General features: G+C 38.5%; 16 protein-coding genes and 1 pseudogene. 16 read left to right on the top strand and 1 reads right to left on the bottom strand.

Annotated elements, in window-relative coordinates:
• Positions 1 to 165: 165 nt before the first annotated feature.
• Positions 166 to 531 carry a hypothetical protein gene (locus tag PCY14_RS01185; protein WP_301363071.1) on the bottom strand — a complete coding sequence of 122 codons (366 nt, stop codon included), beginning with the start codon at positions 529 to 531 and terminating at the stop codon, positions 166 to 168.
• 157 nt (positions 532 to 688) lie between these two features.
• On the opposite strand from PCY14_RS01185, the gene PCY14_RS01180 reads away from it, so the two are divergent.
• From PCY14_RS01180 to rsfS, 16 genes and pseudogenes are all read left to right on the top strand, one after another.
• Positions 689 to 2,125 (top strand): 6-phospho-beta-glucosidase, encoded by a 1,437-nt coding sequence (locus tag PCY14_RS01180; RefSeq protein ID WP_048790338.1) that lies wholly within the window; start codon positions 689 to 691, stop codon positions 2,123 to 2,125.
• 52 nt (positions 2,126 to 2,177) lie between these two features.
• Positions 2,178 to 2,417 (top strand): SemiSWEET transporter, encoded by a 240-nt coding sequence (locus PCY14_RS01175; RefSeq protein ID WP_004183305.1) that lies wholly within the window; start codon positions 2,178 to 2,180, stop codon positions 2,415 to 2,417.
• A gap of 131 nt (positions 2,418 to 2,548) precedes the next feature.
• The gene (locus PCY14_RS01170) at positions 2,549 to 2,863 is read left to right on the top strand and encodes a PTS cellobiose transporter subunit IIB (protein ID WP_301363070.1); all 315 of its coding nucleotides are present in this window, start codon (positions 2,549 to 2,551) and stop codon (positions 2,861 to 2,863) included.
• Between the two features lie 157 nt (positions 2,864 to 3,020).
• Positions 3,021 to 5,003 (top strand): transcription antiterminator, encoded by a 1,983-nt coding sequence (locus tag PCY14_RS01165; RefSeq protein WP_301363069.1) that lies wholly within the window; start codon positions 3,021 to 3,023, stop codon positions 5,001 to 5,003.
• 9 nt (positions 5,004 to 5,012) lie between these two features.
• A complete protein-coding gene (locus tag PCY14_RS01160; RefSeq protein WP_003096270.1) occupies positions 5,013 to 5,327 on the top strand; it encodes a PTS cellobiose transporter subunit IIA in 315 nt (104 codons plus the stop codon).
• A gap of 29 nt (positions 5,328 to 5,356) precedes the next feature.
• Positions 5,357 to 5,863, top strand: a complete 507-nt coding sequence (locus tag PCY14_RS01155) for a hypothetical protein (protein WP_013991085.1) — start codon at positions 5,357 to 5,359, stop codon at positions 5,861 to 5,863.
• Positions 5,864 to 5,921: 58 nt separating this feature from the next.
• Positions 5,922 to 7,268, top strand: a complete 1,347-nt coding sequence (gene celB / locus PCY14_RS01150; RefSeq protein WP_048674742.1) for a PTS cellobiose transporter subunit IIC — start codon at positions 5,922 to 5,924, stop codon at positions 7,266 to 7,268.
• Positions 7,269 to 7,356: 88 nt separating this feature from the next.
• On the top strand, positions 7,357 to 7,740 hold the full coding sequence (locus PCY14_RS01145; protein ID WP_195950663.1) for a hypothetical protein: 384 nt from the start codon (positions 7,357 to 7,359) through the stop codon (positions 7,738 to 7,740).
• Positions 7,741 to 7,897: 157 nt separating this feature from the next.
• Positions 7,898 to 8,941 carry a 2,3-butanediol dehydrogenase gene (locus PCY14_RS01140; RefSeq protein ID WP_195950665.1) on the top strand — a complete coding sequence of 348 codons (1,044 nt, stop codon included), beginning with the start codon at positions 7,898 to 7,900 and terminating at the stop codon, positions 8,939 to 8,941.
• A gap of 97 nt (positions 8,942 to 9,038) precedes the next feature.
• Positions 9,039 to 9,956, top strand: a pseudogene (locus PCY14_RS01135) (DMT family transporter).
• A 131-nt stretch (positions 9,957 to 10,087) separates the two neighbouring features.
• The gene (locus tag PCY14_RS01130; protein ID WP_002891674.1) at positions 10,088 to 10,615 is read left to right on the top strand and encodes a YqeG family HAD IIIA-type phosphatase; all 528 of its coding nucleotides are present in this window, start codon (positions 10,088 to 10,090) and stop codon (positions 10,613 to 10,615) included.
• Positions 10,615 to 11,733, top strand: coding sequence for a ribosome biogenesis GTPase YqeH (gene yqeH, locus PCY14_RS01125; protein ID WP_060933659.1), 1,119 nt, complete (start codon positions 10,615 to 10,617; stop codon positions 11,731 to 11,733). Before PCY14_RS01130 ends, yqeH begins: the two co-directional genes overlap by 1 nt.
• Before the next feature lie 29 nt (positions 11,734 to 11,762).
• A complete protein-coding gene (gene yhbY, locus PCY14_RS01120) occupies positions 11,763 to 12,080 on the top strand; it encodes a ribosome assembly RNA-binding protein YhbY (RefSeq protein WP_002884193.1) in 318 nt (105 codons plus the stop codon).
• Between the two features lie 105 nt (positions 12,081 to 12,185).
• On the top strand, positions 12,186 to 12,818 hold the full coding sequence (locus tag PCY14_RS01115) for a nicotinate-nucleotide adenylyltransferase (RefSeq protein ID WP_060933658.1): 633 nt from the start codon (positions 12,186 to 12,188) through the stop codon (positions 12,816 to 12,818).
• Positions 12,815 to 13,405, top strand: a complete 591-nt coding sequence (yqeK, locus tag PCY14_RS01110; RefSeq protein ID WP_060933657.1) for a bis(5'-nucleosyl)-tetraphosphatase (symmetrical) YqeK — start codon at positions 12,815 to 12,817, stop codon at positions 13,403 to 13,405. The genes PCY14_RS01115 and yqeK overlap by 4 nt, the downstream gene beginning before the upstream one ends.
• A 24-nt stretch (positions 13,406 to 13,429) precedes the next feature.
• Positions 13,430 to 13,783: a ribosome silencing factor gene (gene rsfS, locus PCY14_RS01105; RefSeq protein ID WP_060933656.1), complete on the top strand. Its 354-nt coding sequence runs from the start codon at positions 13,430 to 13,432 to the stop codon at positions 13,781 to 13,783.
• The last annotated feature ends 423 nt before the right edge of the window (positions 13,784 to 14,206 follow it).

Below are 14,206 nucleotides of genomic sequence, written 5' to 3'. Positions count from 1 at the left end.
AGCTCTTTGAAGCTTCTCCCCTGTTTTCTCAGTATATATATCTGAATCTTGTCCTCATAAGTTAATTTCATAATAAAAACACCTCAAAAGTTAGATTTTTTCTGTCTAACTTTTGGGGTGCAGTTCATCGACTCGTTAGGAGTTTTTGAAAAAGACTAAGTGACTTTAGAAATGAGGAAGAGCTGAAGCAACCTTCATTTCTTCAGGAACAGTGACAATAACTTGATGAGCTTTTAAATGATATTTATCAATTATCCATTGGCGAAGTGTTTCCTTAGAGACATTAGCAGTACCTCGGAATTCACGTCCATTATCATGAGCTGTCCAGTTTCCCATTTTATTGAAATCGATATTCTTAAGTAAATTAGGATATTGATCTAGTTCCTTAAGTTGAACAATAGTAAAGATGTTACCATTACGTACAATGACGTTTTTCTTCAAAGTCTTACTTAAGTACCAGAAGAGTATAGCAACAGCACTAACTCCAACAACAAGTCCAGCAAAAGCAATTAAAAACTGTATGAAATTCATAATATTGCCTCCTTATGAGACATAGTATACTCTTTATCTAAAGCGTTTTCAAGCAAAAGATAACTGATTACTTTCCGTAGTATTATGGAAAAAGAATGCGTTTTCATTGTTATTTATGGAGTTTATAATAGAAGTATCAAAGTCAGGAGGAAAAACGATGACTACTTTTAAAGATGGATTTTTATGGGGTGGTGCTGTAGCTGCTCATCAACTTGAAGGTGGATGGCAAGAAGGTGGTAAGGGTATCAGTGTTGCTGATGTCATGACAGCTGGTCGCCATGGAGTTGCCCGTGAAATTACACCAGGTGTTTTGGAAGGTAAATATTATCCAAACCATGAGGCCATAGATTTTTACCATCGTTACAAAGGAGATATAGCGCTTTTTGCTGAAATGGGATTTAAGTGCTTCCGAACATCAATTGCTTGGACACGTATTTTCCCAAAGGGTGATGAATTAGAGCCCAATGAAGAAGGGTTGCAATTTTATGATGATCTTTTTGATGAGTGCTTGAAGCATGGAATTGAACCTGTAATTACTTTATCCCATTTTGAGATGCCTTATCATTTGGTTACAGAATATGGTGGGTGGAAAAATCGCAAATTGATTGATTTCTTTGTTCGCTTTGCAGAAGTCGTATTCAAACGTTATAAAGATAAAGTTAAATACTGGATGACCTTCAATGAAATCAATAATCAGGCCAATTACCAGGAAGATTTTGCACCATTTACGAACTCAGGTATTGTATACGAGGAAGGTGACGACCGAGAAGCTATTATGTATCAAGCAGCACACTATGAGTTAGTAGCCTCTGCTCGAGCAGTAAAAATTGGCCATGAAATCAATCCAGATTTTCAAATTGGTTGTATGATTGCGATGTGTCCTATTTATCCTGCAACTTGTAATCCTAAAGACATTTTAATGGCCATGAAGGCTATGCAAAAACGTTATTACTTTACTGACGTACATGTTTTTGGTAAATATCCTGAACACATTCTCAAGTATTGGGAACGTAAAGGAATCTCAGTTGACTTTACAGAGCAAGATAAAGAGGATTTACTTGGAGGCACGGTAGACTATATTGGATTTAGTTACTATATGTCTTTTGCTATCGATTCTCATCGTGAGAATAATCCTTATTTCGATTATCTTGAAACAGAAGATTTAGTCAAAAATAATTATGTTCAGGCATCTGAGTGGGAGTGGCAAATTGACCCAGAGGGATTACGTTATGCATTAAACTGGTTTACAGATCATTATCATTTGCCACTATTTATTGTTGAAAATGGTTTCGGTGCTATAGACCAAGTTGAAGCAGATGGCATGGTTCATGATGATTATCGAATTGATTATCTAGGTGCTCATATTCGTGAAATGAAAAAAGCTGTAGTTGAAGATGGTGTTGATTTAATGGGATATACACCTTGGGGCTGTATAGACCTGGTTTCAGCTGGTACCGGTGAGATGAGGAAACGTTACGGATTTATCTATGTGGATAAAGATGACGATGGACAAGGAAGTTATGAACGCTCACCGAAAAAATCATTTAATTGGTATAAAGAAGTTATTGCATCTAATGGTGCAACAGTAGAATAACCAAAGAAGCTGGGGAATTCCCAGCTTCTTTGGTAAACATAGGAGAATAAATATGATTGGTAGCATTGCAGCAATTTTAACAACATTTGCCTTTTTGCCGCAAGTTGTGCGTGTGGTAAAAACAAAAGATACTGAATCGATTGCCTTAGGGATGTATGTTATGCAGGTTATTGGTATTGCTTTGTGGCTTGCCCATGGTCTTCATATTGGTGACTTACCTTTGATTTTGGCTAATAGTGTTTCGTTCTTGCTATCTGGTATTATTTTGATTTATAAATTGAAGTACAAATAATTATTTTCCGTATCGTTGAGGAAAAATCAGCAATGGTAATTGTAAGCGCTTTACTTTATAATTAAAATGTAAATAAGAAATAACCCAATCAGGTATCAATTTGATGGGATTAGATTAAAGGAGAAAATCTTATGGCAAAAGCATTGATTATTTGTGCAGCTGGAATGTCTTCATCACTCATGGCGAAGAAAACAACTGAGTTTCTAAAGGGGAAAGGTCAGGATATTGAGGTTGACGCTATTAGTGCCACTGAGGGCGGAAAAGCTATTGCAGTATCAGAGTTTGATTTGTACCTTGTAAGTCCTCAAACAAAAATGTATTTTAAACAGTTTGAAGAAGCAGGTGCTAAAGTCGGAAAACCAGTTGTTCAAATTCCACCTCAAGCCTATATTCCAATCCCAATGGGAATTGAAAAAATGGCTAATTTGATTGTAGAAAATATCTAATCTTCATTAAAGAAATAGTTCAAAAAATAGGTATTAGTTAATATTATCTATTAGCTAAATTATAAATGATTCATAATATGACTTATGCTCAATAAAAAGAATTTAAGGTGTGAAAATATCCTATAATAGAAGGTGAGAATATCATTTTTAGGAGGATATGGGAGTGTCAAATACTAGAGAAAAAGGCATCCTTCAATTCTTGTTAAAGCACAGGGAACGTTATGTTACAAGTAAGGAACTTGCTGAATACTTGTCCTGTTCGGATAGAACTGTACGTAATCACTTGAAATCAATTGATCAAACGTTAAACCTCCAAGGTGTTAGGTTAGTGTCAAAACAAGGACAAGGCTATCGACTAATTTTTGAAAGTCAAGAAGTTTGCCAAACCTTTCGTCTAATCTATGAATTAGGCAACGATTATAGTACAAAAACGTCTATGTCTCAAGGTGATGATCGTCTAGCCTTCATTTTAAATAAGCTCTTGTTTGAACAGGTTCCAGTTCTTTTTGATGATTTAGTTGAGGAACTATATGTTAGTCGATCAACTTTATCTAATGATTTTAAAAAGATTCGCCAGATGCTAGCTGATTATAGCTTAACTATAGAGAGTAGAGCGAATAAAGGTGTCTATGTTTCTGGTGAAGAACGTGACAAACGTCGCTTTATTATGAGTTATTTCTTGGAAAATCAGTTTTTTAAAGCATTGCATACTTATGTGAAGTCAAATTTTTTTGACCAAAATCTTCCATTAGAGGAGTTGGCAAAGATTGTTTTAGAAGAATGTCAGGAAGCTAATCTGAAGTTATCGGATTTTGTTTTACAAAATTTAGTTGTTCATATAGCTTTAGCAATAGGTCGTATCAAGTCTGGTTTTGAAATTAGTAACTTAGATTGTCAGATGGCAGATAACGACATCGAACGTCGGGTTGCTAAGAGGATTCTTTCAAGAGTTAGTAAGGTAACCAATCAAGAATTTCCAGTTCAAGAAATCGATTATATTACCCTACATCTGTTAGCTAAAAGTCAGTTACCCCAAAACAACCAAACAGAGTTTTCTAAAGAGGCACTGAGAGACTCGTTGGTACAAAGTTTTGAAACCTTAGGATTAGACGATATATACCACTTTTCCTCAGATTTTCAACTTGTTGAGAGTCTTATAACTCATTTGATGACCTTACAAGTACGTTTAGCCAGTCATATTAATCTTAGTAATCCATTGGTAGATGAGGTTAAACAGAATTATAGTGACGTCTTCTTCATGACTAAGGAGATTCTTGCAAATATGGAAGCTTTTTCACAGGCTACTATATCTGATGATGAAATAGTTTATGTCTGTCTTCATTTCTTGGCTGCTCTCGAACGTCGAAAAGAAAACCATAAATTTTCAGTATTGGCGATTTGTGCGACAGGATTTGGGGCTGCTCAAATGCTTAGAAATCGTCTTGAATCTGAGCTTGGGAATCGTATAGAGGTGGTTGATGTCATAGGTTACTATGAGTTGAACCAAGAAAAAATAGACGGTATTGATTTTATTGTATCTGCTGTTGATTTATCAAACCTTTACTTTCAGATACCAGTTTTTACGGTGAGTGTCTTTCTTAAATCCGAGGAAATATCTCAGATTCGTCATGCTATGAATCAGATGCAAGTCTCGAAAATTAGGAAACGTTCAGAAGTAGCTCGGATTAAAGACGATAATTTTAAAAAGTACTTTAGCCAAGACAATTTCTTCGTGTGGTCGAAGTGCGACAAATCACGCCTATTAGAAGAAATGGTTGAAGCTCTGTCTGTCGGTGAACCAGCGGACTTTAAACAGTCCCTACTTTATGAAATAAAACAGCGTGAGGCATTAAGTTCTGTTGTTTTTTCCAAAAGAGTCGCGGTTCCACATCCCATTAGACCTTTGGGGAAAGAAGTTAAAGTCTCGGTTGCTATCTGTCAAGAATCTGTATCTTGGGATAGTCAAAGCTCACATATTCAACTTGTTTTTCTTTTATCACCATCATTATATGGAAATGATGGATTGAAGGATGTGACGAAGAAAATAGTTTCCTTAACAGAAAATGATGACTTACAAAAGCAATTAATTAATTGCAAGGATTTTGATGAGTTTATTACAATATTCGAAAAAATAACATAGGAGGTTCGTATGAATCAAGAAGAACTACAGGTTGCAGCCTTTGAAATTATTCTTCATTCAGGTACTGCTAGAACAGAAATTCATGAAGCGTTTGCTGATATGCGAGAAGGTCGCTTTGACGAAGCAGAAGCTAAGTTAGACCATTCAAATGAAGAAATTTTAGAAGCACACCATGCACAAACAAAACTTTTGCAAGACTATGCAAGTGGTGTAGAAATTAAGATTGAAATTATCATGGTCCATGCTCAAGACCATTTAATGACCACAATGACTCTATTGGAAGTGGCAAAAGAAATGCTAGTTCTTCATAGAAAGGTTGGCTGAATAGATATAGTTAAACAAGGAGGAAGACAATGACAAAAAAAGAACAACTAGAAATCGAGCGTCAACGTCGGGAGACAGCATTAAAAAATACTTTCTTTAATCGCTACCTTCTTCTACGTTATACAATAGCACTCTTCTTTTTTGGCAATATTTATTGGCTTTTGAATCAATTTATTCGTCCTTCTTTTGTTATTGTTCTCCCTATTACGTTAATTGTATTAGCGATTTTGGCTACTGTTGAGCAGTTTCGATTGTATGGCAAGCGTGATGAACGTTTGAAAGTGACTCAGATGTTTGTTCGCTCGCAAGCTGTTATTCAGGTGGGACTACTTGTTCTAACTTGGACAAGTCTGTTTACAACTCTTTTCCCAATTTTTGAAAATAATCAAGCTGCACGTTTCTTCGTTTTTGTTATTCTTTTACTAGGTTTAGGCCTTTGCTTGCTAAATCTTAAAAGAATTCAAGAAATATATGAACGTAAAGATAAGGCTTATCAACGCTTTATCCAGTTAGAAAAGAGTTCTATAACCTTATAACAACTTTTAAAAGGATTGCTATTGAAATATATATAATTATTATTAAGGAGGTCCGATTATGGATCAACAAAACGGATTATTTGGTTTCCTTGAAAATCATGTCATGGGACCAATGGGAAAACTTGCCCAGTTTAAAGTTGTACGTGCAATCACGGCAGCAGGTATGGCAGCTGTACCATTTACTATTGTTGGGTCAATGTTCTTGGTATTTAGTATTCTGCCACAAGCTTTCTCATTCTGGCCAATTGTAGCTGATATTTTCTCAGCTTCATTTGATAAGTTTACTTCTCTATACATGGTTGCTAACTATGCTACTATGGGTTCCCTCTCTCTTTACTTTGTTCTCTCACTTGCTTATGAGTTAACTAAAATCTATGCAGAAGAAGAAGAACTAAATATGAATCCTCTTAACGGTGCTCTTCTTGCGCTCATGGCGTTCATTATGACAGTTCCACAAATCATTTTTGACGGTGGAATGATGAAAGCTGTAGGTAGCCTTAAAGAAGGTGCAGTCGTTGTTGACGGTTGGGCAATGGGCAATGGCGTTACTCGTTTTGGTACTACTGGTATTTTCACAGCTATTATCATGGCTATTGTGACAGTTCTTATTTATCGTACATGTGTAAAACGTAATTGGGTTATTAAAATGCCTGAAGCTGTTCCAGAAGGGGTTTCTCGCGGATTTACAGCTTTGATTCCAGGATTCGTCGTTGCATTTGTAGTTATCTTTATTAACGGTGCACTCGTGGCGTTGGGAACTGACATCTTTAAAGTTATTGCTATTCCATTTGGGTTTGTTGCTAACCTAACTAACTCATGGATTGGATTAATGATTATTTATCTTTTAACTCAACTCCTCTGGATTGTAGGGATTCATGGTGCTAATATTATCTTTGCTTTCGTTAACCCTATCGCACTTGCTAATATGGCAGAAAATGCTGCTGGAGGACACTATGCTGTAGCTGGTGAGTTCTCTAACATGTTTGTTATCGCTGGTGGATCAGGTGCAACTCTTGGTCTGTGTCTCTACATTGCTTTTGCTGCTAAGTCAGAGCAACTTAAAGCGATTGGACGTGCCTCAGTTGTTCCAGCATTGTTCAACATTAATGAACCTTTGATTTTTGGTTTGCCAATTATCTATAATCCAGCATTAGCGATTCCATTTATCTTAGCTCCAATGGTTACAGCTACTATTTATTACTTTGTTAATGCATTGCATTTGATTAATCCTGTTATTGCACAAGTTCCATGGCCAACCCCAGTGGGAATCGGAGCCTTCTTAGGAACAGCAGATCTCCGTGCTGTCTTAGTTGCTCTTGTCTGTGCAGTTGCCGCCTTCCTTGTTTACTTCCCATTCATTCGTGTTTACGATAAGAAATTGTTGAAAGAAGAACAAGAAGCTTAATTTATGATTAAAGATCTTAACTTTGTTAAGGTCTTTTTTGTTATACTAATGGTATTCAATAAAACATCTATTAAGTAGGAGCAACCCCATGAACAAATTCTTAAGAGTCCTATTTATCCTTGTCATCCTAGCCATGACTGGTGCTATTATTTTTCAGCTATTCTTCCCAACCTATATGGGAAGTCACTCGGGGTATGGTATTTCAGTTGGTTGGCAGAGGGAGATTGGTATTTGGAATGTGGCAGTCCTTGTCATCCTGATTGCCGTAAACTTCAAGTACGATTGGTTTTATCTGAGAGCTGCACTGATAGCTTTGATTATTGGAGGCCTTGGAATTGGGACCAATCATTTCCTTAGCTATCTTCAACATCATCACTCAGTCAACGCCATAGGTGCTCTTGAAAATTATCTTTTAGTCCTTGGTTGGATTGTCGGTTGGTGGCTAGAGGTGTCTCGAATCAAAAAGAAATAACGTATATAATTCTGAGATTAGGGAAGTATCTTATAGGTGCTTCTTTAATCTCTTTTGTCCAGTTTTTCCTTGACAAGTAAAAAGAAAACGTTTACAATTTGAAATATAAGGTTTCCTGAAAAGAAAACAAAAAACGTGAAAACAAGGAGATTATCAAATGGCTACAATGAAAGCAGCTCGCTGGCATGCAGCGAAAGACGTTCGTATCGAAGAAGTGGAAGTACCTGAAGTACAACCTCATCAAGTAAAAGTAGCGGTCAAGTTTACGGGAATCTGTGGTACTGACTTGCATGAATATTTGGATGGACCAATCTTCATTCCAACTGAAGAACATGTTTATTCTGGTCAAAAAGCACCGGTTACTTTGGGACATGAATTCTCTGGTGAAATTGTGGAAGTTGGAAGTGATGTCACTCGTGTTAAAGTTGGTGATCGTGTCACTATCGAACCAATTCTTGCAGAGCACAATTTGATTGGTGATTATAACCTCGATCCAAACTTGAACTTCGTCGGTCTCGCTGCAGATGGTGGTTTTGCCAAATATTGTGTCCTTGACGGTGATCTTGTCCATGTGATTCCAGATAGCTTGAGCTATGAACAAGCCGCTCTTACAGAACCTGCTGCTGTTGCTGTTTATGCAGTTCGTCAATCTGCATTGAAAGCTGGGGACACAGCAGTCATCTTTGGATTGGGACCAATTGGTCTCTTGATTGTTGAAGCCCTTCGTGCAGCAGGCGCATCAAAAATCTATGCGGTTGAATTGTCTCCTGAACGTCAAGCCAAAGCAGAAGAATTGGGGGCAATCGTAGTTCGCCCAGAAGAAGGGGAAACAGTCGTAGAAGCTATCCATCGTTTGACAGGTGGTGGAGTAGACGTTTCTTATGAAGTTACTGGGGTTCCAGTTGTCTTAGGCCAAGCCCTTGCAGCTGTTCATAAAGCTGGAGAATGTATGGTCGTATCTATCTGGGAACGTGAAGCCAGCATTAATCCAAATGAATTTGCCATCCAAGAAAAATCTCTCAAAGGAATTATTGCCTACCGTCACATCTTCCCTAAAGTTTTGGAATTGATGGAACAAGGCTACTTCCCTGCTGATAAATTGGTTACTAAGAAAATTAAATTGGAAAATATCGTTGAAGAAGGATTTGTTGAATTAACGCAAGATAAATCTCAAATTAAGATCTTGGTTGAACCAGAATAAGCTTGTAAAGGTCGAATGAATAGATAAAGGTCGAAACCGTTTTGTTTCGCCCTTTTTGTGTTACAATAACAGAAACAAATAGATTTGGGAGGCGACTATGTCAAAGACGCTAAAAGGTAGTCTGATGGTCATAACTGCTGGGATCGCTTGGGGAGTCTCAGGGGTTTCTGGTCAATACCTGATGGCTCATGGGGTTAATGTCAATCTTTTGACGAGTTTACGTTTGATTCTGGCTGGTACTTTACTAACGGCTTCGGTCTTTTTTAGGCAGCGAGACAAATTAGTACAAGCCATTAAAGATAGGAAAACCTTAGTAAGTATCGCCTTATTTGCTCTCTTTGGTCTGGTCTTGAATCAGTATGCCTATCTCAGTGCTATTCAGTACACCAACGCTGGAACTGCGACAGTCTTACAGTATGTCACGCCAGTCCTTATTCTGGCTTTTGTGTGTGCAAAGAACCGCAGATTTCCAACGGTCTCAGAGTTAGTGGCGATTATCATGGCTATTGCGGGAACCTTTATTATCGCCACGCATGGTCAGGTGACAGAGTTGGCTATCACACCTATTGGCTTGTTCTGGGGCCTCTTCTCGGCAGTAACCTATGCACTCTATATCTTACTACCTGCTAAAGCTATTGAAAAGTGGGGCAGTCTGATTGTCATCGGTCTAGGAATGTTACTCGGTGGTCTGATTTTTCCAATTGCTATCCAAGCCTGGAAGTATGAGTTACCCTTGACTGGTGGCAATCTTTTAGCACTTTTTGGGTTGGTCTTCATCGGGACAGTTTTTGCTTATACAGTTTTCCTCAAGGGAACAACCATGGTTGGTGCTGTAAAAGGAAGTCTTCTGGCATAGGTAGAACCTGTGGCATCAGTCATTTTAACGATCTTAATCATGGGTGACCACTTCTTTGCCATTGATGTGCTTGGAATGTTTTTAATTGTTCTTGCTGTTATCATCATATCGCTTAAGAATTTAGTTGCCCTTAAAAAACAAGAAAAAATTCAAAGATAAGGAGAGAGTTCAGTGATTGCTGGCTCTCTTTCTTTATTGTATGGGCTGTTCTTAAAAATAGGACTTAAGTCCCACACATAAACCTTAAAAATATGGTAGAATAAGAGGTAAACTAACATTTTGGAGAGAAAATGACTATAGACGATTACAGGCCCCATTTTATGGTGGAGGCTGTTTATGATTTGAAACCTGACCAACTACGTGAACACGGTATTCGTGCTGTCTTGGTCGATTTGGACAATACCTTGATTGCTTGGAACAACCCTGATGGGACTCCTGAGCTACGTGCTTGGTTGGATGAGATGACAGAGGCTGATATTCCGGTAGTTGTGGTCTCTAACAATAAATATGAACGTGTTGAACGTGCGGTTGCCAATTTCCATGTGGATTTCGTGAGTCGTGCCATGAAGCCTTTCACTAAAGGTATTAATGAAGCGATTGAGCGTTACCACTTTAATCGAGACGAGGTCGTTATGGTGGGAGACCAGCTAATGACTGACATCAGAGCTAGCCACAGAGCTGGCATTCGATCGATTTTGGTTAAGCCTTTGGTGAAATCAGATGCTTGGGTAACCAAGTTTAACCGTTGGCGTGAACGTCGCATGTGGAAAAAGATTGAAAAAGCATATGGTCCAATGACCTTCAACAAAGGAATTTAATGGAAGAATTATTTTGTATTGGGTGTGGAGCCCAAATTCAAACAGAAGATAAAGAAAAAGCAGGTTTCACACCTGCTAGCTCTATTAAAAAGGCCGAAGAAACAGGTGAGTTATACTGCCAACGCTGTTTCCGTCTTCGTCATTACAATGAGATTGTGGATGTCCACATCACAGATGATGAATTTTTAAAATTGCTTCATGAAGTTGGTGATAGTGATGCCCTCGTTGTCAATGTCGTTGATATTTTTGATTTTAATGGATCAATCATACCAGGCTTATCACGCTTTGTTTCGGGTAATGATGTGCTCTTGGTTGGAAATAAAAAGGATATCCTACCTAAATCCGTAAAAGATGGTAAGGTAACCCAATGGTTGACAGAACGTGCCCACGAAGAAGGTATGCGTCCGGTGGATGTCATGTTGACATCTGCTCAAAATCACCACGCCATTAAAGAGCTAATTCAACGTATTGAAAAACTCCGTAAGGGTCGTGATGTCTATGTTGTTGGTGTGACGAATGTTGGTAAATCAACCTTAATTAATGCCATTATCAAAGAAATTACTGGTGATAAAGATGTTATCACAACCTCTCGTTTTCCAGGAACGACCCTTGATAAGATTGAAATCCCATTGGATGACGGTAGCTATATTTTTGATACACCAGGAATTATTCACCGACACCAGATGGCACACTATCTGTCAGCGAAGGATCTCAAGTACGTTAGTCCTAAGAAGGAAATTAAGCCAAAAACTTACCAGTTAAATGCAGGACAAACCCTATTCCTAGGTGGACTAGGACGCTTTGACTTTATTGATGGAGATAAACAAGGATTTACAGCCTTCTTTGACAATAATCTAAAGCTTCATCGTACCAAACTAGAAGGCGCAGATGCCTTCTATGATAAGCATGTTGGAAGTCTCCTCATGCCTCCTGGGCCAAAGGATCTTGCCGATTTTCCGAAACTTGTCCGTCACGAGTTCACTGTCAAAGATAAGACAGACATTGTCTTCTCAGGATTAGGATGGATCCGTGTCCAAGGAAAAGCTGACCAACCAACCATCGTTGCTGCTTGGGCACCAGAAGGTGTTGGCGTTGCCGTACGAAAAGCGATTATTTAAACTTAATTAAGTAGTTAAAAGGAATAAACATGTCATTAACATCAAAACAACGTGCCTTCCTCAAATCGGAAGCACACACACTTAAACCTATTGTACAAATCGGGAAAAACGGTCTTAACGACCATATCAAAACTAGCGTTCGCAACGCCCTTGATGCCCGTGAATTGATCAAAGTAACCCTACTCCAAAACACTATGGAAGATATTCATGAGGTTGCTGAAATCTTGGAAGAAGAAATTGGCTGTGATACAGTTCTTAAGATTGGACGTATCTTGATTCTCTATAAAGAGTCAGCTAAAAAAGAAAATCGTAAGTTGTCACCAAAGGTCAAAGCTATCCAAAAATAGTTGCTGACTTTGCTTGGTGAAGGATAAACTAAGGTATAGGAACACTTTTGAAGCATCAGCTAGCCTTAAGTCAGTTGTATAATGCTTGAAAAAGAGGAGGCGTACATGGCACTGGATCTCGTAACCCCATTTACAAAGGTTCAACTAGAAGAAGAAATCAAAGATACTGGCCGTAAGCAGGTGGGAATTTTAGGTGGAAATTTCAATCCTGTTCACAATGCTCACTTGGTTGTTGCGGACCAGGTGCGTCAGCAGTTAGGTCTTGACGAAGTTCTTCTCATGCCTGAGTTTGAGCCACCTCATGTCGATAAAAAAGAGACTATTGATGAACAACATCGCCTTAATATGCTTATGTTGGCTATTAACGGTATCGAGGGTTTGGATATTGAAACCATCGAGTTGGACCGCAAGGGAATCAGTTATACTTATGACACCATGAAGCTTTTGACAGAGGCTAATCCTGATACGGATTATTACTTTATTATTGGAGCGGATATGGTCGAATACCTACCAAAATGGCATCGCATTGACGAACTTATTGAGATGGTGCAATTTGTGGGTGTTCAACGTCCTAAGTATAAGGCAGGAACGTCTTATCCCGTCATCTGGGTTGATGTTCCTTTGATGGATATCAGTTCAAGCGCTGTTCGTGATTATATCAAGAAAGATCGTACACCTAACTTTATGGTGCCTCAATCTGTACTCGCCTATATCAAGAAAGTAGGACTTTATAAATGACCTATGAAAAATACTTGGACTATTCTCGTCAAGCACTTCTTGAAAAAGTGCAACCCGTGATGAGTCCTAAACGCTTCAATCATGTTTTGGGTGTCGAGCGAGCTGCGATTCATCTTGCTGAAAAGAATGGCTACGATACTGAAAAAGCTGGTTTGGCTGGTCTTTTACACGACTATGCCAAAGAGCTTCCAGATCAAGAATTCTTGAATCTTATCGATAAGTACGAGCTTGACCCTGAATTGAAAAAATGGGGAAATAATGTCTGGCATGGCATGGTAGGGATTTATAAAATTCAAGAAGATTTGGGTTTGACAGATGCTGAGATTCTGCGTAGTATTGAGATCCATACCGTCGGAAGCCATGAAATGTCAACCCTAGATAAGATTGTCTATGTGGCTGATTATATTGAGCATAACCGTAATTTTCCTTTGGTAGAGGAAGCTAGACAAGTAGCAGAGCAATCCTTGGACAAGGCCGTTGCTTTTGAAACAGTCCATACGGTAGAACACTTGGCCCACCAAGCTCTACCGATTTTCCCACAAACCTTGGAAACCTATAACGCTTTTGTGCATTGCTTGAAAGATTAATAATTAATTACTGGAGAAATACTATTGACTAAAGAAGAATTACTTGAATTGGTTGTCAAAGCTGCTGATGAAAAGCGAGCTGAAGACATCGCTGCCCTTGATTTGTATGGCCTCACAAGCCTAACAGATTACTTTGTTATTTTGAGTGCCATGAACAGCCGTCAGTTGGAAGCTATTGCCGACAACATCCGTGAGAAAGTGAAAGCAGCTGGTGTGGACGCTAGTCACGTGGAAGGAGACAACAAGGGCGGATGGATTCTTTTGGATCTTAACGACGTCGTTGTTCACATCTTTACAGAAGACGAGCGTGCTCACTATAACCTTGAAAAACTCTGGCATGAAGCACCAATGGTGGATGTGTCAGCTTATTTGGCATAAAAATTGAACTCAGTTGGTGACAACTGGGTTTTGTTGGTTAAACTAAAGATTTAATAGGAAGAATGGAGCCTTGTGTTTGGTTGGTTTATTAACTGAACACGAGCTAAAAGCTAAGAGAAAAGATAAACTTCCTTTTATCTGACGATACGGCAGAAATTTTCCTATTTTCTCTGTGCTTTTGACGCTCTTTGTATCTTAGAAAGGATTTGAACCCGTCCTGTAATCGTCGGAAAATAGACAGCTCTATGTCAAATTATCAATATTAAAATTTATTATTTGGCGCAGTAGCTGATTGGACTCTTCATTCGCTTTTTAAGCTCGGAAGAGTACCTAATCAGCCTTGCGGGGGTGAGACAACGAACGATCTTTTTAAGAAAACTCGTTCTGTCTCACTCCCCCTAATTTTCATTCCGATTACGGACG

This window comes from Streptococcus sp. SV2 (assembly GCF_030440175.1).
Taxonomy (GTDB): domain Bacteria; phylum Bacillota; class Bacilli; order Lactobacillales; family Streptococcaceae; genus Streptococcus; species Streptococcus raffinosi.
The sequence above is the reverse complement of the archived record's forward strand: the minus strand, read 5'-3'. Positions and strand labels throughout refer to the sequence as shown.

Excerpts from the sequence above, each read along its gene's own strand:
- PCY14_RS01185 (WP_301363071.1), bottom strand. The coding sequence starts at position 531 with ATGAATTTCATACAGTTTTTAATTGCTTTTGCTGGACTTGTTGTTGGA.
- PCY14_RS01180 (WP_048790338.1), top strand. The coding sequence starts at position 689 with ATGACTACTTTTAAAGATGGATTTTTATGGGGTGGTGCTGTAGCTGCT.
- PCY14_RS01175 (WP_004183305.1), top strand. The coding sequence starts at position 2,178 with ATGATTGGTAGCATTGCAGCAATTTTAACAACATTTGCCTTTTTGCCG.
- PCY14_RS01170 (WP_301363070.1), top strand. The coding sequence starts at position 2,549 with ATGGCAAAAGCATTGATTATTTGTGCAGCTGGAATGTCTTCATCACTC.
- PCY14_RS01165 (WP_301363069.1), top strand. The coding sequence starts at position 3,021 with ATGGGAGTGTCAAATACTAGAGAAAAAGGCATCCTTCAATTCTTGTTA.
- PCY14_RS01160 (WP_003096270.1), top strand. The coding sequence starts at position 5,013 with ATGAATCAAGAAGAACTACAGGTTGCAGCCTTTGAAATTATTCTTCAT.
- PCY14_RS01155 (WP_013991085.1), top strand. The coding sequence starts at position 5,357 with ATGACAAAAAAAGAACAACTAGAAATCGAGCGTCAACGTCGGGAGACA.
- celB (WP_048674742.1), top strand. The coding sequence starts at position 5,922 with ATGGATCAACAAAACGGATTATTTGGTTTCCTTGAAAATCATGTCATG.
- PCY14_RS01145 (WP_195950663.1), top strand. The coding sequence starts at position 7,357 with ATGAACAAATTCTTAAGAGTCCTATTTATCCTTGTCATCCTAGCCATG.
- PCY14_RS01140 (WP_195950665.1), top strand. The coding sequence starts at position 7,898 with ATGGCTACAATGAAAGCAGCTCGCTGGCATGCAGCGAAAGACGTTCGT.
- PCY14_RS01130 (WP_002891674.1), top strand. The coding sequence starts at position 10,088 with ATGACTATAGACGATTACAGGCCCCATTTTATGGTGGAGGCTGTTTAT.
- yqeH (WP_060933659.1), top strand. The coding sequence starts at position 10,615 with ATGGAAGAATTATTTTGTATTGGGTGTGGAGCCCAAATTCAAACAGAA.
- yhbY (WP_002884193.1), top strand. The coding sequence starts at position 11,763 with ATGTCATTAACATCAAAACAACGTGCCTTCCTCAAATCGGAAGCACAC.
- PCY14_RS01115 (WP_060933658.1), top strand. The coding sequence starts at position 12,186 with ATGGCACTGGATCTCGTAACCCCATTTACAAAGGTTCAACTAGAAGAA.
- yqeK (WP_060933657.1), top strand. The coding sequence starts at position 12,815 with ATGACCTATGAAAAATACTTGGACTATTCTCGTCAAGCACTTCTTGAA.